Here is a 17,367-nt window from a genome sequence, read left to right on the forward strand (position 1 = left end):
CGTTTCAAGGGCCCGGTGGCCACAGCGCGCTGGCGCCAGGGTCCTCCGCCACATAGACGGCCCACACGCGCTCTCCTGGGCGCCGCAGCAGGTCCAACGCGTGCGGTGAAGGCAGGCCCCCTTCGACGCGCTGGCCATGCACCGTGAAGACGTAATCGAGCTGCACCAGGCGGCCGGCATGCAGCGTGGGCGCCACCTGACGCTCCACCCGCGTGATTTCAGCCGCCGCCGGCAGTCCCCAGACCAACGCCTTCAACTGGCGCTGCTGCTCGCGCCGCAGCGCCACCGGCCAACTTGTGCGCCGGAACAGCAGCCCCATGCCGATGAAGATGACGGACTGAAGGAGCAGGGGTCGCAGGAAGAACAGCCCCACCGGGAGCAGCATCACCCCCGCCCACAGGGCCAACGTCCCCAGCATGTAATGCTTGTGCAGCTTGGGCCGCGAGACGGCCGCGCGCTGGGCCCGGGTCAACCGACGCGGTGGCAACGGAGGCGGCGGACCTCGCGCGGCGCTCAAGGCCGCCTCCAGGCTCGCGCCACACCTCATACAGCGTGCCTCGGCGCCCACCGTGACGGCGTGCCCGCATCCAGGACAGACGATGCGGAACTCGCTCGACTCAGGCGAGAGGTACGGCACGTCCAGGACGATTCCACCGCGGCGCATGGCGCCACCATCGGAGCACCTCGCCCCGCGCCGCCGCAACCCGTCCCGGGATGCCATGACGGACGTTCCACGACATCACCAGACTTGGGCACCGGGGCCCGGCTGCTCCACTGCTCCCTGGCATCCCTCACCCGGCATTCCTACCTGTGTCGCTGGAGGTCGCATGCCAGAGAAGAGTCAGACGGAGCGCGTGAAGCGCGCGAAGCGGCAGGGAACGACGTTGGAGCTCAAGCCCTCCGACATGCATCTCGCCAGCGCGGACAGCACGCACAAGGCGAAGAAGAGCGGCCGACAGGCCCTGGGGAAAAGGACCTTCACGGACCGCAGCGTCAGTCCTCGCCACGCGCCGGGAACGGGCCTCACGGCGAAAAGCCGCAAGCTGCCCGAGCCGGAGCCGGGCCAGAGCAGTACCTCGCGGCGCAAGACGCTGCCGTCGGCGGCCGCCGTGGCCTACCGCAAGGAGGGCCGGCCCAAGAAGACGACGGGGAGAGGCGACACCCCTCCGCTGAAGGCGGGCAAGGTCTACAAACGCGCGGGTGCGCGGAAGACGAGCATCCGAGCCTGAGGCCCTTCCAGCCTGGAGCCATGCGCGATGAGCCATGACTCCAGGCCGTGGAAGGCGCCGCCAGTGCCAATGCGGCGTCCAGTCCTACGGGCGGCGCGGCGGCCCTCCGTGGCTTCGACATGCCCGTTGCCACGCGCACAGTGACGGCGTGAGGCACGGCACGTTGGCCTGGAACCAGTTTCGCCAACCCGCGACCAGCGAGGGCCGCCCCTTCTCCCTGCATCAGGGCCGTCGCCGACCGGCCCGACTCTCTCACCAACGCGGTGTTCATCGACGAGCTCCGCGCCCTGTTGATGGGCTACCTCCAGCCCCTGACTCAAGACCTTGGGCGAGGAAAACCCGCCCGTTCACGAGCCCGTGGCCGGACCTCCGCGCGAGCGGTGTAGCCCACCCGCGGCGTCCGTTCTCCCTGCCGCTCATTCCGTGGGGGCGACGCCGTTCACCACCGTGGCCAGCCTGCGAACCTCGTCGTGCAGCTCGCGCAACTGCTCCAGGTTGCGCTGAAGGAGCACGTCGAGCTGCTCGCCCCGCCGCACGTCGCCTTCTGCCGCGGCGGCCTCGCGCTCGCGCGCCAACCGCACCACGTCTCGCTCCACCAGCGCCGCCAGCCGCGCCGTCTTCTCCAGTTCCCACTGGGCGGTCTGTGGCAGCTCAGGCTCGATGTCGTCGTTGTCCTCAGGCGGAGGAAAGGACACCTCTGGCTCGGGCACCTCTGGCTCGGGCACCTCTGGCTCGGAAACCACGGGCTCGGGCGCCATCCGGGCCACCGAGACCTGGGGCGCCTCTTGCCGAGGCGCGGGAGCGGGAGGCGCCACCGAGTGGGCCTTCGCCGGCACAATACGAGGGGGCTGCGCGGGAGGAGGAGGAGGCACGGCCATGGCGAGCAGCGCGGCGGGCAGCGGCTCCGGCTCGGGCTGGGGCCAGAACTCCACGGCGCCCAGTGCCACCGCGAGCACACCCGCACCGGTCAGAATCAAACGGTAACGAATCCGCATGGCCCCCCTCCCCGCCTCGGCGCTCAGAAACGCACCCGCCAGTCGCCGTCCTGGCGCTCCACCCGTAGCAACCACGGTGCCGGACGCTCGCGTCCACCATGGGCCACCCGGGCCCGCACGAGGACGGCCTCGGCGTCGCGCCCGTCCACCGTCGATTCGACAATCCCCACCAGCGTGAGGCCATGCCCCCGCAGCTCATGCACCGTCTCCACACAGGGTCGCGCGCTTCCCCCCGTGGCCAGCAGCGGTGCCAGGACCTCGCAGTCGCCCGCGGGCAGCGCCGAGAAGAAGTGGCGCACCACTGTCTCCGCGGCCCGCGTCTTCGACGCGTCGGAGGAACACCCGAGCGCGGCCAGCATCAGCCACCCCATCCACCTCGCTGGCGCGGACCGTCGTGACATGGCTCAGTAGCAGTTGGGGGCGAACAGCTCGTCATCCACAGCGGCGACGAACTGGTCATTGCACCAGCCGCTCACCAGGATGTGGCCGTTGCGCACACAGCTGTCGTGGTTGGTGGCGTCCACCGTGTATTGGGTATCCCCGCCGCACGTGCTGCCGCAGCGCCCAAAGCAGTTGCCCACCACCTTCGGCCGGTGCCAGTGGTTGGGCGAACCGCAATGCCAGGTGTCGCCGGCCAGAAAGAACTCGTCTCCGTCGCAGGAATAGTGGTCACCAAGCTGGGCCAGTTGCTGATTGCCGGGCCAGTCGAAGCCGCCCCGGTCGCAGTCGTGCGTCGCGTGGGCGTACCAGTTGTAACGGCCCTCGCAGCTCCCCGAGTTACGCCCGTTGCACTGCGCATAGCTGCACAACATCGTGTAGCCACGCCCCTTCTCGCCCATCACCGTGCGCCGCAGTCCCACGGTGTCCGGGTACTGGGACCACACGCTCACCGCGCGGCGCAGGTACATGGCCGCGGGGGCCGCCGCGTCTCCGGCGGGGAGCGCCGCATCCAGTTCGCGATAGAGGGCGGTGAGCAGCGCGCGGTCCGCGACGCCCATCTGCGCGTCCGCGGCGTTCGCCTCCGCGAAGCCATCCAGCGTGGAGACGCCGCTGGCCGGCTCCATCAACCCGGTGAGCGTCAGTCCGCGCAGCCGGACCTCCAGGCGGTACACCCCTGGCTCCACCTCGCGGGAGGAGAACGTCACCGCCTCGTCTTCATGGACGAAGGTGCCCCGGGCGCCTCCTGGCGCGGCGGAGAGCGACAGGCCCGCCTGCCGCGAGTAGAGCTCATCGCCCGTCTTCGCGGCGCCGCCACACGCACACGCCGCCAGTACCACGCTCCACCACAGGTTCGTGCGCATCCTCGGATTCCCCCCGGCCAGGAGCGGGCCCGAGTCCTCCTTCCCGCTCACGTCAGGGGAGCACGGCCCAGCGACGCAGAATGCTCGCACCGGACGAATTCGTGGATAGAGCCCGGCGGTCTCAGACGTCTGTCCGCGCGAAGACAGGCAGCGGGCCCGCGGCGCGCGTCAGGCCCAGCGCACCTTCAGGAAGGGACTCGTGGCCGCCAATCACCAGCAGCCCGCCAGGGACCAGCCGCGCCACCAACCGAGACAGGACCTCGCGCTGAAGCGGCGGCGCGAAGTAGGTGAAGGCGACGTTGCGGCATAGCACCAGGTGGAAGGGCCCGTCGGGCATCTGGGAGCGCAAGTCCTGCTGGCGGAAGTCCACCGCCCGCCGGTACTCCGGTGCCAGGCACGGTTCGTCGCCGGGCCCCGGAAAGGCGCGCTCCGCCCACGCACGCGGCAGCTCGCGCAACGCCCCACGTGGATAGCAACCCCGCGCCGCCCGCGCGAGCAGGCCCGCGTCCGCGTCGGTGGCCACCAACGACAGCCGTGCTCCCGGAAAGCGCGGCTCGAGTCCCAGGTAGAAGAGCACTGACAGCGTGTAGGGCTCCTCACCGGAGGCACAGCCCGCGCTCCACGCCCGCAGCGTGGCCTCGCCCCGCGCGCGCAGCGACGCCAGCCGGGCGGGCAGCAAGTCCTGGCACAGGACATCGAAGACGCGTGCGTCCCGGTAGAAGCGGGAGATGGTGACGCGGCACAGCGCGTCGAGCACGTCCCACTCCGAGGGCTCGGCCTCCAGCCGGGCGCGGTAGGCCCCGGGGTCCGACAGGCCCAGCGCCTTCAGCCTACGGCCGATGCGCTTGCACACCTGCCCCCGAACGCGCCGGAAGCCCTCCCAGCGAAGGCGCAGGCGGGGCGCGGCCCACTGCAACAACTCCACGCATTCACGGTCCGTCATCGGGTCGGCCTCCTCCTGGATGTCGGCACGGACGCCGCGCCCGGGCAAGGGAAGGCCGCTTGCACCGAGCGGAGGCGGACGGGATGTGGCATGACGCTCCGGCGTTGTCATTGGACCCCAGAGGAACCCACCCTTGAAGAGACTGAGCGCCCTCACCCTCTCCGCGGCACTGGCGTCTGCCGGCTGCACGCACACCCCCGCCGCGGCCCCCGAGCCCACCGCACAGCAGGCCCCGGCCGCCGCCGCGCCCAAGCCCGTGCCGCCTCCCGAAGGCGCCAGCGTCCTCTCCGGCACCCTGGCCGACTTCACCGCCGCGTGTGACGCGGACCTGGAGCGCACCCGCACGCAGGTGGCGGCCATCAAGGCGCTGGACGCGCGCGCGGCCGGCCAGGCCGTGCTCGCCGCCTATGACGAGGCCCAGGGCTCGCTGTTCGCCGCGGCCAACCGCTCCAGCCTCGCGCGCGAGGTGCATCCGGACGCGGCCTTCCGCGACGCCGCGCGCGAGTGCGAGCAGCGCGTGGACTCCGCCAACGTGGCGCTGTCCCAGGACCGCGGCGTCTATGACGTGCTGGCCTCGGTGGACCTGTCCAGCGCGGACGCGGCGACCCGGTACTGGATGGACCGCGCGCTGCTCGACTTCCGCCGCGCCGGCGTGGACCGCGACGACGCCACCCGCGCCAAGGTGAAGTCGCTCAACGAGGAGCTGCTCAAGCTGGGGCAGCAGTTCAGCAAGAACATCGCCGAGGACGTCCGCAAGGCGACCTTCAAGCCCTCCGAGCTGGACGGCCTGCCGGAGGACTACCGCAAGGCGCACCCGCCGGGCGCGGACGGGCTGGTGGTCATCACCACCAACTACCCGGACTACTTCCCCTTCATGACGTACGCGAAGAACGCGAAGGCGCGCGAGAAGCTGTGGCGCACCTACCGTCAGCGCGCGTACCCGGCCAACCAGGACGTGCTGGCGCAGCTCATCACCAAGCGCCACGAACTGGCCACGCTGCTGGGCTACGCGAGCTGGGCCGCGTACACCACCGAGACGAAGATGACGCGCACGCAGCAGGCGGCCGCGGACTTCATCGACCGGCTGGGCGTGGCCACCGAGGCCCGCGCGAAGCAGGAGTACGCGCAGCTCCTGGCGCGCAAGCAGCAGGACGTGCGGGGCGCCAAGGTGCTGGAGCCCTGGGACCAGGACTTCTACGAGGACCGGCTGCGCGCGGAGCGCTACAGCTTCGACTCGCAGGCGGTGCGGCCCTACTTCGAGTACGGCCGGGTGAAGGCGGGGGTGATGGACATTACCTCGCGCATCTGGGGCATCACCTACAAGCCGGTGAAGGACGCCCGGGTGTGGCAGCAGGAGGTGGAGACCTACGACGTGTTCGACGGCGACACGCTGCTGGGCCGCATCTACCTGGACATGCATCCGCGTGACGACAAGTACAAGCACGCGGCGCAGTTCGACCTCGTCGCGGGTCAGGCCGGCAAGCGCTATCCGGAGGCGTCGCTGGTGTGCAACTTCGCACGCCCCGGCGAGCTGATGACGCACGACGAGGTGGAGACCTTCTTCCACGAGTTTGGGCACCTGCTGCACGCCATCTTCGGCGGGCACCTGAAGTGGGCGGGCATCGCGGGCACCCGCGTGGAGTGGGACTTCGTGGAGACGCCGTCCATGCTGCTCCAGCAGTGGGCAGGCAACCCGGAGGTGCTGAAGGAGTTCGCGAAGCACCACGAGACGAACCAGCCCATCCCCGCGGAGATGGTGGAGAAGCTCCGCGCGTCGAAGGAGTTCGGCCAGGGGCTGTGGGCGCGGCGGCAGCTGTTCCTGTCCGCTGTAAGCCTGGACTACTACTCGCGCGAGCCGGGCTTCGACACGACCGAGGCCCTGGTTGCCCTGCAGACCCAGCTCAGCCCCTTCAAGCACGAGCACCGTGACGGCACGCACTTCGAGGTGGCCTTCGGGCACCTGGATGGCTACTCGGCGGCCTACTACACGTACCTCTGGTCCTCCGTCATCGCGAAGGACCTGGAGACCGAGTTCCAGAAGAAGGGCTTCCTCGACCAGGAGACGGCGATGAAGTACCGCCGCACCGTGCTGGAGCCCGGCGGCTCCAAGCCCGCCGCCGGGCTGGTGAAGGACTTCCTCGGGCGCGAGTACGGCTTCGACGCGTACCGCGCGTACCTCGACGCGAAGTAAACAGCCCGCGGAACCCACGCGAACGCAGCTTGCACGCCGTAGGCTGCGTTCGCCCGCGGTTCCCTCGCCGGGAACTTCGCTACCTACTCGCGCCAATCTCTTCCCAGCGCGCTTCCGGGTAGCCAACGCCGTCCTGCCCCCTGAAACGACGAAGAGGTCCACCAGGCTACGTTCCTGGGTGGAGAGCACATTGCTACGGCTTCGGCTGTCCCGGCTTCGGATGGGGCAGTGTGGAGGGGGGTAGCCGACGTGACACCCATGCATCGACGAAGAGGGGGCTGGCTCTTCCTTGCGGGCGCAAGTCTCGCCCTGCTGGTGACCAGCTGCACCGATGACGGCCCAATAGCCCGGGTCAAACCCGACGAGGAGGTGCCAGGAGAACCGGGTCCACCGGGGCAGCCCCCGGTGGCAGGCGAGTGCGAGAACGCGCCCCAGACTCCGGGACGCGTCACGCTCCACCGTCTCAACCGCGCGGAATACAACGCCACCGTGCGGGACCTGCTGGGAGATACCACCCAGCCGGCCAAGGACTTCCCTATCGACGACCACGGCTACGGCTTCGACAACATCGCCGACGTGCTCTCGCTGTCGCCGCTGTTGATGGAGAAGTACTCCACCGCGGCGGAGCGGCTGGTGAATGACGCCTGGACGCGCGGCGCCTTCAACTCCTGCGCGCTGGACCCGCTCAACCCTGCGCCGTGCGCGCACGAAATCCTCTCCAACTTCGCCCGCCGCGCCTGGCGCCGGCCGGTGCAGCAGGAAGAGGTCGACAAGCTGATGACCTTCGTCAACCTGGCGAGCCAGCACGCGGACCCGCCCGAGGTGGGCGTGAGGCTGGCCCTGCGCTCGGTGCTCGTCTCACCGCACTTCCTCTTCCGGGTGGAGAAGAACGCGCCGCCAGGAAGCACCGAACCGTACACGCTCGACAACTTCGAGCTGGCCAGCAGGCTCTCCTACTTCCTGTGGAGCAGCATGCCGGACGACGCGCTGTTCGCCGCCGCCGAAGCGGGGAAGCTGAGCGACCCCGCGGAGGTGGAGGCCCAGGTGCGGCGCATGCTCGCGGACCCGAAGGCACGCGCGCTGGTGGAGAACTTCGCCGGCCAGTGGCTCTTCACCCGCGCGCTGGGTACCGCCGTGCCGGACGGCACGCTCTATGGCGCGTTCAACGAGGAGCTGCGCGCCGCCATGCGCACGGAGACGGAGCTCTTCTTCGCGGAGTTCATCTCCGGCGACCACAAGCTGAAGGACCTCATCGACGCGCCGTTCACCTACGTGAACGACCAACTGGCCGCCTACTACGGCCTGCCATTGCCCGGCAGCCCCACGCACAAACGCGTGGAGCTCACGGGCCACCCGGAGCGCAGCGGCATCTTCGGCAAGGGCTCGCTGCTCATCGTCACGTCCAACCCGGACCGCACCTCACCGGTGCAGCGCGGCGTCTGGGTGTTGGAGCAGCTGCTGTGCTCCGCGCCGCCGCCACCGCCGCCGGACGTGGAGAACCTGCCGCCGCCCATCACGCCGGACATGACGATGAAGGAGCGCATGGCGCTCCACCGCAGCGCGCCGGCGTGCCAGGGCTGCCACCGGCTGATGGACCCGCTGGGGCTGGCGATGGAGAACTTCGACCCCATTGGCCGCTGGCGCCTCCAGGAGGTGAGCGGCGCGCCCGTGGACGCCACGGGGGACCTGCCCGACGGCGCCATCCTCGCCGGTGTGCGCGACATGCAGAGCTACCTGAAGAAGGACCCGAAGCTGACCAACTGCATCACCGAGCACATGCTCACCTATGCCACGGGCCGTGGCCTGAGTGAGGCCGACCACTGCGCGGTGAAGGATGTCGCCGACAAGGCCGAGGCCCGCGGTGGGCGACTCGTCGACTACATCCTCAGCATCGTCTCGAGCAGCCACTTCACACAGCGTGGCGCCGAGGAGGAGCAGACGCCATGAGCAAGAAATTCAGACTCTCGCGACGGACCGTCTTGCGGGGGACGGGAGCGCTGATGGCGCTGCCCCTGTTGGAGCAGATGCTTCCCCGCAACGCGCATGGCGCGCCGGGCACCGTGCCCCGCAGACTGGCCGTCTTCTACACGCCCAACGGCATCCACATGCAGAAGTGGACGCCCACGATAGAGGGCCCCGCGTGGGAGCTGACGCCCACGCTGGAACCCCTGGCGGCGGTGAAGAACGACCTGCTGGTCGTCACCGGCCTGGCGAACCAGCCCGCCTTCCCGGATGGTGACGGACACCATGCCGCCGCCACCGGCGCGTTCCTGTCCTGCGCCAAGGTGTACAAGACGGAGGGCAACAACCTCCGCGTGGGCATCTCCATGGACCAGGTCATCGCCAACCACATGACGGCGACGCGAGCCACCCGCTATGGGTCCATGGAGCTGGGCATCGACGCGGGCCGCGGCATCGGCAACTGCGACTCCGGCTACGCGTGCCCGTATGCCAACAATATCGCGTGGTCGGGGCCTCGAACACCGGTGGCCAAGGAGACCAACGCGCAGGCCGCGTTCAACCGGCTCTTCGCGGGCGGCATCCCCGGAGAGACGCAGGCACAAATCGAGAAGCGGCGCGCGTACGGCAAGAGCATCATCGACGTCGTGCGCGATGACGCCACCGCGCTGAAGGGCCAGCTGGGCACCTCGGACCTGCAGAAGCTGGATGAGTACTTCACCAGCGTGCGGGAGCTGGAGAAGCAGGTGGAGGACGTGTCCGTCCCATCCATGACCTGCGCTTCGGGAGCCGCGCCCATCGTGTCCGAGGACCCGACGGCGAAGACCAAGGCGATGATGGACCTCATCATCCTCGCCTTCCAGTGTGACCTCACCCGGGTGGCCACCTTCATGCTGGCCAATGCGCGTGCCAACAAGGTCTACCCCTTCCTGGGGCTCAGCGGCGCACACCACACGTACTCACACCACCAGAAGTCGCAGTCCAACTACAAGGCGCTCGCCACCATCGACAAGTGGGAGGTGACGCTCCTCCAGTACCTGCTGGAGCGCATGAAGTCGGTCATCGAGGTCAACGGCCTGTCGCTGCTCGACAACTCGATGGTCTACTTCTCCAGCGAAATCGGCGACGGGGACTCTCACAACCACGTCAACCTGCCCATCATCCTGGCGGGCAGGGGCGGCGGCGCGCTCACGCCGGGCCGGCACATCGTCTACCAGCAGGACCCGCTGGCCAACCTGTACATCTACCTGATGCAGGCCATGGGCGTGCCCAACGTCACCACCTTCGGTGACGACGGGACGGGCCCGCTGCCGGGCCTTGTGTAGCCCCGGCAGTCCCGTGCGCGGCGGAGCATGCGAGGCGGGCGGCCCACCGCACGCAATGCCCCGCCGCGCACGCTTCACATGCATGAGCGGGCGTCCTGGCGCATCATCCCCCTCATGCCTTCCTTCTCCCGCGCCTCCCGCTGGTCCGCCTTGCTCCTGCTGCCGCCGCTGCTCGGCTGCGGGAGCGGTGGCACCCAACAGGGGCGGCGACAGAACGCCACCTCCCGGCAGGCCGTGGCCTCCAGGCAGCCCGCCGCGTCCGCGAAGCCGAAGGAGCCACGCGCGGCCCCTCCTGATGCGCAGGACTTCTCCCGGGACATGGTGACCGCGCACAACCTGGCGCGCTCCCGGGCCCAGCCCGCACCCAAGCCCGCGCTGCCGCCGCTGGCCTGGTCCACCCAGGCCGAGCGCAAGGCCTCGTCCTGGGCGAAGGCCTGCAAGTTCGAGCACAACCCGAACCGGGGCGACTTCGGAGAGAACCTCGCCGCCGCCACGCCCGGCGCGTGGACCACGTCCCAGGTAGTGAAGAGCTGGGCGGACGAATCCGCGGACTACGACTACCGGCGCAACACCTGCCAGAAGGGCAAGGTGTGCGGGCACTACACGCAGGTGGTGTGGCGCAAGACGGCGGCCGTGGGGTGCGCCACGGTGATGTGCAACAAGAACTCACCGTTCGGCGCGAAGTTCCCTACCTGGCAGCTCTGGGTGTGCAACTACGCGCCGCCGGGCAACTGGGTGGGTCAGCGGCCCTACTGACCGTGCCGCGCCCCGCGGGGCCGGTGCGTCCCGGGTGCCGGACACTCACGCTGCGGGGGGTGACGGCCCTCCGCCTGGCGGCGGATAATCCACCCCATGCCCCGCCCCACGCCCCGCCACCTTCGACCGCTTGGCCTGCTCATCCCCCTGCTCCTCACCGGCTGTGGCTCCGACACACCCGGAGAGGAAGACGGCGACACCGAGCCGCTGGTCATGACGCAGTTCGACCGCGACATGCTGGCCGCGCACAACGCCGCGCGGAGGAGCGTGTCGCCCGCGGCCTCCCCCGCGCTGGAGGACCTGACGTGGGACGAGCAGGCGACGCGCACGGCGAAGTCCTACGCCGCGCGGTGCCAGTTCTCGCACAACCCGAATCGCGGCAACCTGGGGAGAACCTCACCGCGGCATCGTCCAGCGCCATGGGCGCCCAGGGCGTGGTGCAGGGCTGGGTGGACGAGGCCGCCCACTACGACCACGCCGCCAACACCTGCGCGAGCGGCAAGGTCTGCGGCCACTACACCCAGGTGGTGTGGCGCAACACGCGGGCCCTGGGCTGCGCCGTCCAGGAGTGCACGACGAACTCGCCCTTCGGTTCCCAGTTCCCCAAGTGGACGCTCTGGGTGTGCAACTACGCACCGCCGGGCAACTACGTGGGCCAGCGCCCCTACTGACGCAGGTGCTGGTCCAGGAAGGCCGCCACCTGCTGCCAGGCCCCCGCGGCGGCCTGCGCGTCGTAGCGCTCACTCGACGGGTTGGCGAAGGCGTGCTCCGCTTCGAACTCCAGGATGTAGTGCCGCACGCCCGCCTCATCCAAGGCCTGCCGGAAGGCCTGCACCGTCTCCAGGGGGATGGACGGGTCCTTCGTACCGAAGATGCCCAGCACCGGCGCGCGGATCGCGGCGAGCTCCCGCGCCTCCGTCACCGGGTTGCCGTAGTAGAGGACCGCCGCGTCCAGCTCCGGCATGGCCATGGCCGCATGCAGTGACCAGCTCCCCCCGAAGCACCAGCCGATGGTGCCCGTGCGCGGCGCCTGCACCCGCGCGTCCTGCCGCAGGAAGGTGTGCGCGGCCGTCAGCGTCTCCTGTGCGCGCGCCGGGTCCACGGCCTTCAGCAGCGCCAGCGCCTCATCCCGCGTGGTGGCCACCTTGCCCCCATACAGGTCCACCGCCAGCGCGGCGTAGCCCTCCGCGGCCAGCCGGTCCGTCCAGTGGCGGATGTGGTCATTGAGCCCCCACCACTCATGGATGACGATGACGGCGGGCAGCGGCCCCTGGGCGCCCTGGGGCAGGCTCAGGTAGGCCTTCGTGCCGGCCACCTCCACCTCCTGGCCCTTGAGCGCTGGCGGCGCGTCCTCGCGCAGCGTGTGCAGCGCCTTGAACTCCGACTCGGAGACAGCGCCCGTGGCGGACGGCTCGCGGAGCACCTCCCGGGCACGGCCCTGGACGCAGGCGCTCAGCAGCAGCGCTCCCATCATCAACAGCAGGCCCTGGCGCATGATGTGTCGACCTCCGTGGTTGGCCCGTCCCCGAGGCGGAGACGCTGGCGACGGGTGGACTACCCCGAGGCAGCGCCCTCCGCCACCCCGGTGCCCGCGAACGCGAAGAGGGCTGGGAGGGAAGAATCCCCCACCAGCCCCCTGGGCGTCCTGCGTGAAGATGGTGACTACTTCTTCTCGACCGCGGAGGGCTTGCCCGCCGGCGGCGTGCCGCCCATGGCCGGCATCTCCGGCGGCTTGACGATCTCCAGCAGCTCCACCTCGAACACCAGGGCGGCGCCGCCCGGGATGTTCGGCGGCGCGCCGCGGTCACCGTAGGCGATGTCGGACGGGCACACGAGCTTGGCCTTGCCGCCCACTTTCATCTTCTGCACGCCCTCGGTCCAGCACTTGATGACGCCCTGGAGCGGGAACTGCGTGGGCTCGCCACGCTTGTGCGAGCTGTCGAACTCGGTGCCGTCCGGCAGCGTGCCGCGGTAGTGCACCTTCACGATGTCCGACGCCTGGGGCGACGCGCCCGTACCGGCGGTCAGCTCCTTGTAGATGAGGCCGGACTCCGTCTTCTGGGCGCCCTCTTCCTTCGAGGCCGTCTCCAGGAACGCCTTCGCCTTCTCCTTCTCAGCCTCCGCCTTGCGGGTGCTGCGAGCGCGCGCCAGCTCCTGAAGCTTCGGGCCGTACGTCTCCAGCTCCACCGCGGGCTTCTCGCCCTTCACCTGCGCGGTGATGCCCGACTTGACGTACTCCAGCTCCTCGGGAGTCATGTCGAACACGCTCACGCTGCGGCCAATGGACAGGCCGAGCGCGTACAGCGTCTTCTGGTCTTCCGTCTGCGGATTCGCGCTCGCGCCAGGCGCCGTCGCCGTCGCCGCCGTCGTCGAATCCGTCTTGCCCTGCTGCTGGCAGCCCGCCAGCACCAGCATTCCCGCGACCAGCCACGTCTTCTGCATGTCGTTGCCCTTCCTTGCTTTTTGGAGCGGCAGTGAGACATCGCCGCAGTCAGTTCTGAGGGGCGACTTACTACAGAAATGGCCTGACTTCCGGTTCGACGGCACCCCGGAAGCATCCCTGTTCCTGAACGACACCCCGCCCGCCCCCAGGGCGACCTCGTGTCTCCCCCTGGAGGTGGGGCTTTTCATTACCCGCTTTACCCGGCGTCAGCCTCGCCCGCCTCCAGGTAGCCCAGCAGCGGCGCCAGCACGGGCGTGACGCGCTTGTAGGTCGCGGTGTCGGCGGGCACGGTGCGCAGCACGCGGGCCAGCCGCTGCCGCCGGCCGGGCGCTTCCACTTCCGAGGCCACTGGGGCCACGTAGGTGTGGATGGTGAAGAGGATGGCGCGCGTGCGGGGCAGCCGGGTGAGCGTCTGACGCTCCAGGCGGAGGAAGCAGCGCTCGCCCGCATTGTCCGGGGTGATGCCGTCGAACAAGTGCCGCCACTCCGGCAGCGTGCGCGGCTCCAGGTCCAGCCGCTCCGTGACGCTGATGGCCCAGTTGCAGCGCGTGACGGGACGCCCGGGCTTCAGGCCCTCCATCAACTTCAGCGTGGAGGGCCCCAGCTTCGCGTTGAACTGGGGTACCGGCTCGTGGACGGCCAACAGCGGCCGGCCCAGTTTGTCCCCCAGGCACCACCCGGAGGGGAAACACAACTGGCCCGCCACCAGCGGGAAACCCTCGCGCGTGCCGTCCAGCAGCAGCAGGTCCTCCTGAACCTGCCGGCCAAACCAGTCCAGCGGCGCCAGCGGCAGGCTCGCCGCGTCCCCCGGCGTGAAGTGCGTCCGAGTGCCCAGCAGGTGGTTGTGCCAGCACCAGCGCGTGCCCTCCACCTCCAGCGAGAAGTGCTCCGGCGATTGACGCGCCATGGCAGGCAGCAGCACCGTCAACGTCTCCCATTGGAGTTCCTCTGTTCCGGGCCCTCCCTGGAAGCGCTCGGCGTGCCCCGCCGCCAGCAGCGCCGCCTTCAATGCCACTTCGTCCGCATAGCGCGGCGCGTCTACTTCAATGAGTGTCTCTTCGGGCCTCAGTGCACGCACGCCCAGCGACATTGAAAAGACATCCTGCTCGAAGGGGAAGTAAGGCAGCACCGCGTCGACCTCTCATGAAGGATTGGAGCAATTTATCAATCGTGTCGCAGAACGCATCGCGTCACGAAAGCGTGGCTGTTTTTTGATGTCTCACCCTTGAGGTTGTCCATCTTCACGGGGAGGATTCGCACTCTGGGCCGCGCCCTGGAGCCTCGTGCTCAGAAGCCAGAAGGCGCAGCACTTCCATAGGAGATACCTGATGCATCCTCTGCCGCTGTCGCGCGCGCCCCGTGCCGTGCTTCTTGCCCTCGTGGGCCTGATTGTCCTTCCCGCCTGTTCGGATGACGGCGATGACCGTCCGGACGCGGGCCAGCCGGACTCTGGCATGCCCGCGGACGCAGGCAGTGACGCCGGCAGTGACGCCGGCAGTGACGCGGGCACCCCGGACGCAGGCGGCTCCATGGCCTGGCCGCAGGACTTCTCCTGCGAAGACACGAAGCGGACCGAGCTGACGTTCAACCCGGGCCAGGAGCAGGAGCTCCAGGACGCGGTGAACGCGCTGGGCGATTGCACCACCATCAAGCTGGGCGCGGGCACCTTCCAGTTCGACAACGCCATCACCATCCGCGCCAACGGCATCACCGTGAAGGGCGCGGGCAAGGGCACCCAGGGCGAGGGCACCGGCGGCGAATCCAGCACCGTGCTGGACTTCACCCACGCGGCGGCGAACACCAACGGCTTCGACGTGGTGGGCAAGCTCTTCACGGTGAGCGACCTGGCCGTCTGGAACGCGAAGAAGGATGGCCTGCGCATCGAGTCCTCCATCAACGTGAACATCCAGCGCATCCGCACCGAGTGGGCCCAGGAGAGCCAGGAGAGCAACGGCAAGTACGGCATCTACCCCGTGAAGTCGACGTACGTCCTCGTCGAGGACTGTGAGGCGTACAACGCCGCCGACGCGGGTATCTACGTCGGCCAGACGCTGCACACCATCGTCCGGCGGAACGTGGCGAAGAAGAACGTGGCAGGCATCGAAATCGAGAACACGAAGTACGCCCACGTCGCGAACAACATCGCCCAGGACAACACCACGGGCCTGGTCGTGTTCGACCTGCCGGGCAACCCCATCCGGGGCACGGACATCTACATCGTCGACAACACCATCACCGGGAACAACCGCCCCAACTTCGCCTCCGTGGAGGCCAGCAGCAGCACCGTGTCCCAGGTCCCCGCCGGCACCGGCACCTTCATCCTGGCGTCGCGCCGGGTGGAGATGGAGCGCAACACGTGGGGCAACAACAACACGGTGGACATCGCCATCCTCAGCGGCCTGGCCATCGAGTCCGACCCCGTCCAGTGGGCGGCCGGCTTCTTCAACTACGCCAGCCAGGACATCTCCATCCACGACAACACCTTCACCGGTGGCAGCGGCCGAATGGTGGACAACGGCACGCCGGACCCGGAGCGCCGTAAGCTGGGCGCGCTGGTGGGCGCCGTCTACCAGTACGGCGCCGCGGCCCACGGCGTGACGGGCGTGGAGCACGTGCTGTGGGATGGCGTCGACCCGGCGCCTCGCAATGAGAGCCTGGCCAACCCCATCAACATCTGCTTCACCCGCAACACGCTGCCAGAGGGCACGCAGGCTTCGGTGGTGGACTTCGACCTGCAGGCCGTCGGTGGCCACCTCGCGGCGGGCCCCTCCCCCGAAAACGTGGCCGCCGCCTGGGGGGAGACGCGCCGCTATGCCCAGGACGCCGAGCCCTACAACTGTTCGGGCTTCACCCCGGCCCTGACCATCCGCTGAGACATCGTGAAGAACGGACGCATGTACAGGCCGTTCATCCCAGGACTGGGCCTCGCCGCGGTGCTGATGACCGCGGCGTTGGCCTCGTGCTCGGGTGACGAGGACGGCGTGACGCCGACTCCGGACGGCGGAGGCGACCCCAGGGTCGACTCCGGGCTTCCGCCCGAGGACAGCGGCACCCCGGACGCGGGTGACGACGCGGGCACGGGTGACGCGGGCGCGGACGCCGGCACCTCAGAGGACGCGGGGACGAACGAGGACGCGGGGACGCCAGACGCGGGAGCTGCGTTTCCGCCCAATACCCTGTCGGGCTTCGGCCTCTTCACGGGGACGCCCGCGTCGGGCGGGCTGCGGCCGGTGGCGGGGAACATCCCCTACGAGCTGACCACGCCGCTCTTCTCCGACTACTCGGTGAAGTCGCGCACGCTGTACATCCCGCCGGACGCGCCGGCCGGGTACACGGCCAACGACGTGCTGAACCTGCCGGTGGGCACCATCATCACCAAGACGTTCGCCTTCCCCGCGGACCTCCGCGTCCCGGAAGAGAACGTGCGCGCCATCGAGACGCGCGTGCTGGTGCACAGGCCCGGGGGCTGGGAGGCCTTTCCCTACTTCTGGAACGAGGCCCAGACGGAGGCCACGCTGGCCAATGGCGGCCGCGTCGTCCGCGGCGTGCGCTTCATTGGCGAGGACGGCGTGGAGCGGACGCTGGACTACCTGGTGCCCAGCAAGAACCAGTGCCTGAAGTGCCACCATCTCCAGGACGCACAGGAGAACCAGGTGCTGCTGCCCATTGGCGTGAAGGCCCGCTACCTCAACCAGGACCATGACTATGGCGACGGGCCCATCAACCAGCTTCAGCACCTGGCCAACCTGGGCCGGCTGACGGGGCTGCCTCCGGTCGACCAGATTCCCCGCGCGCCGAACGCGTTCAACGCGGAGGATGGCACGCTGGAGCGGCGCGCACGCGCCTACCTGGACATCAACTGCGCGCATTGCCACAACCCGAAGGGGACGGCGGGCACCACCAGCCGGCTGTTCCTCAACGTGGACAACACGGAGGAGTTCACGATGGGCGTGTGCAAGCGGCCGGGCTCCGCGGGCGGTGGCGTGGGCGGTGAGTTCGACATCGTCCCCGGCAGCCATTCGGTGTCCATCCTCTGGTACCGCATGCACACCGAGGAGTCGGGGAAGATGATGCCGGAGCTGGGCCGCGTGCTTCGCCACGACCAGGGCTCACAGCTCATCGCCGACTGGATTGACGCCATGCCGGCGCGCGCCTGCAAGTAGGTCCGTGGTCAGACGAGCGGCCCCTCCGTGCCTGGTGCGCGGAGGGGCTTCTCGTTTCCGCA

General features: G+C 69.4%; 15 protein-coding genes and 1 pseudogene. 8 read left to right on the forward strand and 8 right to left on the reverse strand.

Annotation, left to right across the window (positions count from 1 at the left end):
* Positions 1 to 4 precede the first annotated feature (4 nt).
* Positions 5 to 664 (reverse strand): hypothetical protein, encoded by a 660-nt coding sequence (locus OZ403_RS37455; protein ID WP_228560931.1) that lies wholly within the window; start codon positions 662 to 664, stop codon positions 5 to 7.
* A gap of 163 nt (positions 665 to 827) precedes the next feature.
* Between OZ403_RS37455 and OZ403_RS37460 the strand changes: the two genes are divergently transcribed.
* On the forward strand, positions 828 to 1,229 hold the full coding sequence (locus OZ403_RS37460) for a hypothetical protein (protein ID WP_268783000.1): 402 nt from the start codon (positions 828 to 830) through the stop codon (positions 1,227 to 1,229).
* A 416-nt stretch (positions 1,230 to 1,645) separates the two neighbouring features.
* Here the strand turns inward: OZ403_RS37460 and OZ403_RS37465 are convergent, their stop codons facing one another.
* The 4 genes from OZ403_RS37465 to OZ403_RS37480 form a co-directional block, all read right to left on the reverse strand.
* The gene (locus OZ403_RS37465; protein ID WP_268783001.1) at positions 1,646 to 2,224 is read right to left on the reverse strand and encodes a hypothetical protein; all 579 of its coding nucleotides are present in this window, start codon (positions 2,222 to 2,224) and stop codon (positions 1,646 to 1,648) included.
* 23 nt (positions 2,225 to 2,247) lie between these two features.
* Positions 2,248 to 2,625, reverse strand: coding sequence for a hypothetical protein (locus OZ403_RS37470; protein WP_140800380.1), 378 nt, complete (start codon positions 2,623 to 2,625; stop codon positions 2,248 to 2,250).
* A 3-nt stretch (positions 2,626 to 2,628) separates the two neighbouring features.
* Positions 2,629 to 3,525: a hypothetical protein gene (locus tag OZ403_RS37475; RefSeq protein ID WP_140800381.1), complete on the reverse strand. Its 897-nt coding sequence runs from the start codon at positions 3,523 to 3,525 to the stop codon at positions 2,629 to 2,631.
* Positions 3,526 to 3,646: 121 nt separating this feature from the next.
* Positions 3,647 to 4,468, reverse strand: coding sequence for a CheR family methyltransferase (locus tag OZ403_RS37480; protein ID WP_268783002.1), 822 nt, complete (start codon positions 4,466 to 4,468; stop codon positions 3,647 to 3,649).
* A 133-nt stretch (positions 4,469 to 4,601) separates the two neighbouring features.
* Between OZ403_RS37480 and OZ403_RS37485 the strand changes: the two genes are divergently transcribed.
* From OZ403_RS37485 to OZ403_RS37505, 5 genes and pseudogenes are all read left to right on the forward strand, one after another.
* On the forward strand, positions 4,602 to 6,659 hold the full coding sequence (locus tag OZ403_RS37485; RefSeq protein ID WP_201799747.1) for a M3 family metallopeptidase: 2,058 nt from the start codon (positions 4,602 to 4,604) through the stop codon (positions 6,657 to 6,659).
* 405 nt (positions 6,660 to 7,064) lie between these two features.
* Positions 7,065 to 8,606, forward strand: coding sequence for a DUF1592 domain-containing protein (locus OZ403_RS37490; RefSeq protein WP_237077818.1), 1,542 nt, complete (start codon positions 7,065 to 7,067; stop codon positions 8,604 to 8,606).
* Positions 8,603 to 9,943 (forward strand): DUF1552 domain-containing protein, encoded by a 1,341-nt coding sequence (locus OZ403_RS37495; protein WP_140795964.1) that lies wholly within the window; start codon positions 8,603 to 8,605, stop codon positions 9,941 to 9,943. The genes OZ403_RS37490 and OZ403_RS37495 overlap by 4 nt, the downstream gene beginning before the upstream one ends.
* 78 nt (positions 9,944 to 10,021) lie before the next feature.
* Positions 10,022 to 10,699, forward strand: a complete 678-nt coding sequence (locus OZ403_RS37500) for a CAP domain-containing protein (RefSeq protein ID WP_268783003.1) — start codon at positions 10,022 to 10,024, stop codon at positions 10,697 to 10,699.
* Positions 10,700 to 10,795: 96 nt separating this feature from the next.
* Positions 10,796 to 11,370: pseudogene (locus OZ403_RS37505) on the forward strand (CAP domain-containing protein).
* On the opposite strand, the gene OZ403_RS37510 reads toward OZ403_RS37505, so the two are convergent.
* The 3 genes from OZ403_RS37510 to OZ403_RS37520 form a co-directional block, all read right to left on the reverse strand.
* Entirely contained in the window at positions 11,364 to 12,194 is an 831-nt protein-coding gene (locus tag OZ403_RS37510) for a dienelactone hydrolase family protein (protein ID WP_140800385.1), read from the reverse strand. The pseudogene OZ403_RS37505 and the gene OZ403_RS37510 overlap by 7 nt on opposite strands.
* Positions 12,195 to 12,361: 167 nt before the next feature.
* A complete protein-coding gene (locus OZ403_RS37515) occupies positions 12,362 to 13,141 on the reverse strand; it encodes an FKBP-type peptidyl-prolyl cis-trans isomerase (RefSeq protein ID WP_140795968.1) in 780 nt (259 codons plus the stop codon).
* A 197-nt stretch (positions 13,142 to 13,338) separates the two neighbouring features.
* Positions 13,339 to 14,271, reverse strand: a complete 933-nt coding sequence (locus OZ403_RS37520) for a heme-dependent oxidative N-demethylase family protein (RefSeq protein ID WP_140795969.1) — start codon at positions 14,269 to 14,271, stop codon at positions 13,339 to 13,341.
* Positions 14,272 to 14,470: 199 nt separating this feature from the next.
* On the opposite strand from OZ403_RS37520, the gene OZ403_RS37525 reads away from it, so the two are divergent.
* Together OZ403_RS37525 and OZ403_RS37530 are read left to right on the forward strand one after the other, a co-directional pair.
* Positions 14,471 to 16,015 (forward strand): parallel beta-helix domain-containing protein, encoded by a 1,545-nt coding sequence (locus OZ403_RS37525; protein WP_268783004.1) that lies wholly within the window; start codon positions 14,471 to 14,473, stop codon positions 16,013 to 16,015.
* 21 nt (positions 16,016 to 16,036) lie between these two features.
* Complete coding sequence (locus OZ403_RS37530) at positions 16,037 to 17,305, forward strand: SO2930 family diheme c-type cytochrome (protein WP_237081628.1); 1,269 nt, start codon at positions 16,037 to 16,039, stop codon at positions 17,303 to 17,305.
* The last annotated feature ends 62 nt before the right edge of the window (positions 17,306 to 17,367 follow it).

It is taken from the genome of Myxococcus sp. NMCA1 (assembly GCF_026810205.1).
Lineage (GTDB): Bacteria > Myxococcota > Myxococcia > Myxococcales > Myxococcaceae > Myxococcus > Myxococcus xanthus_A.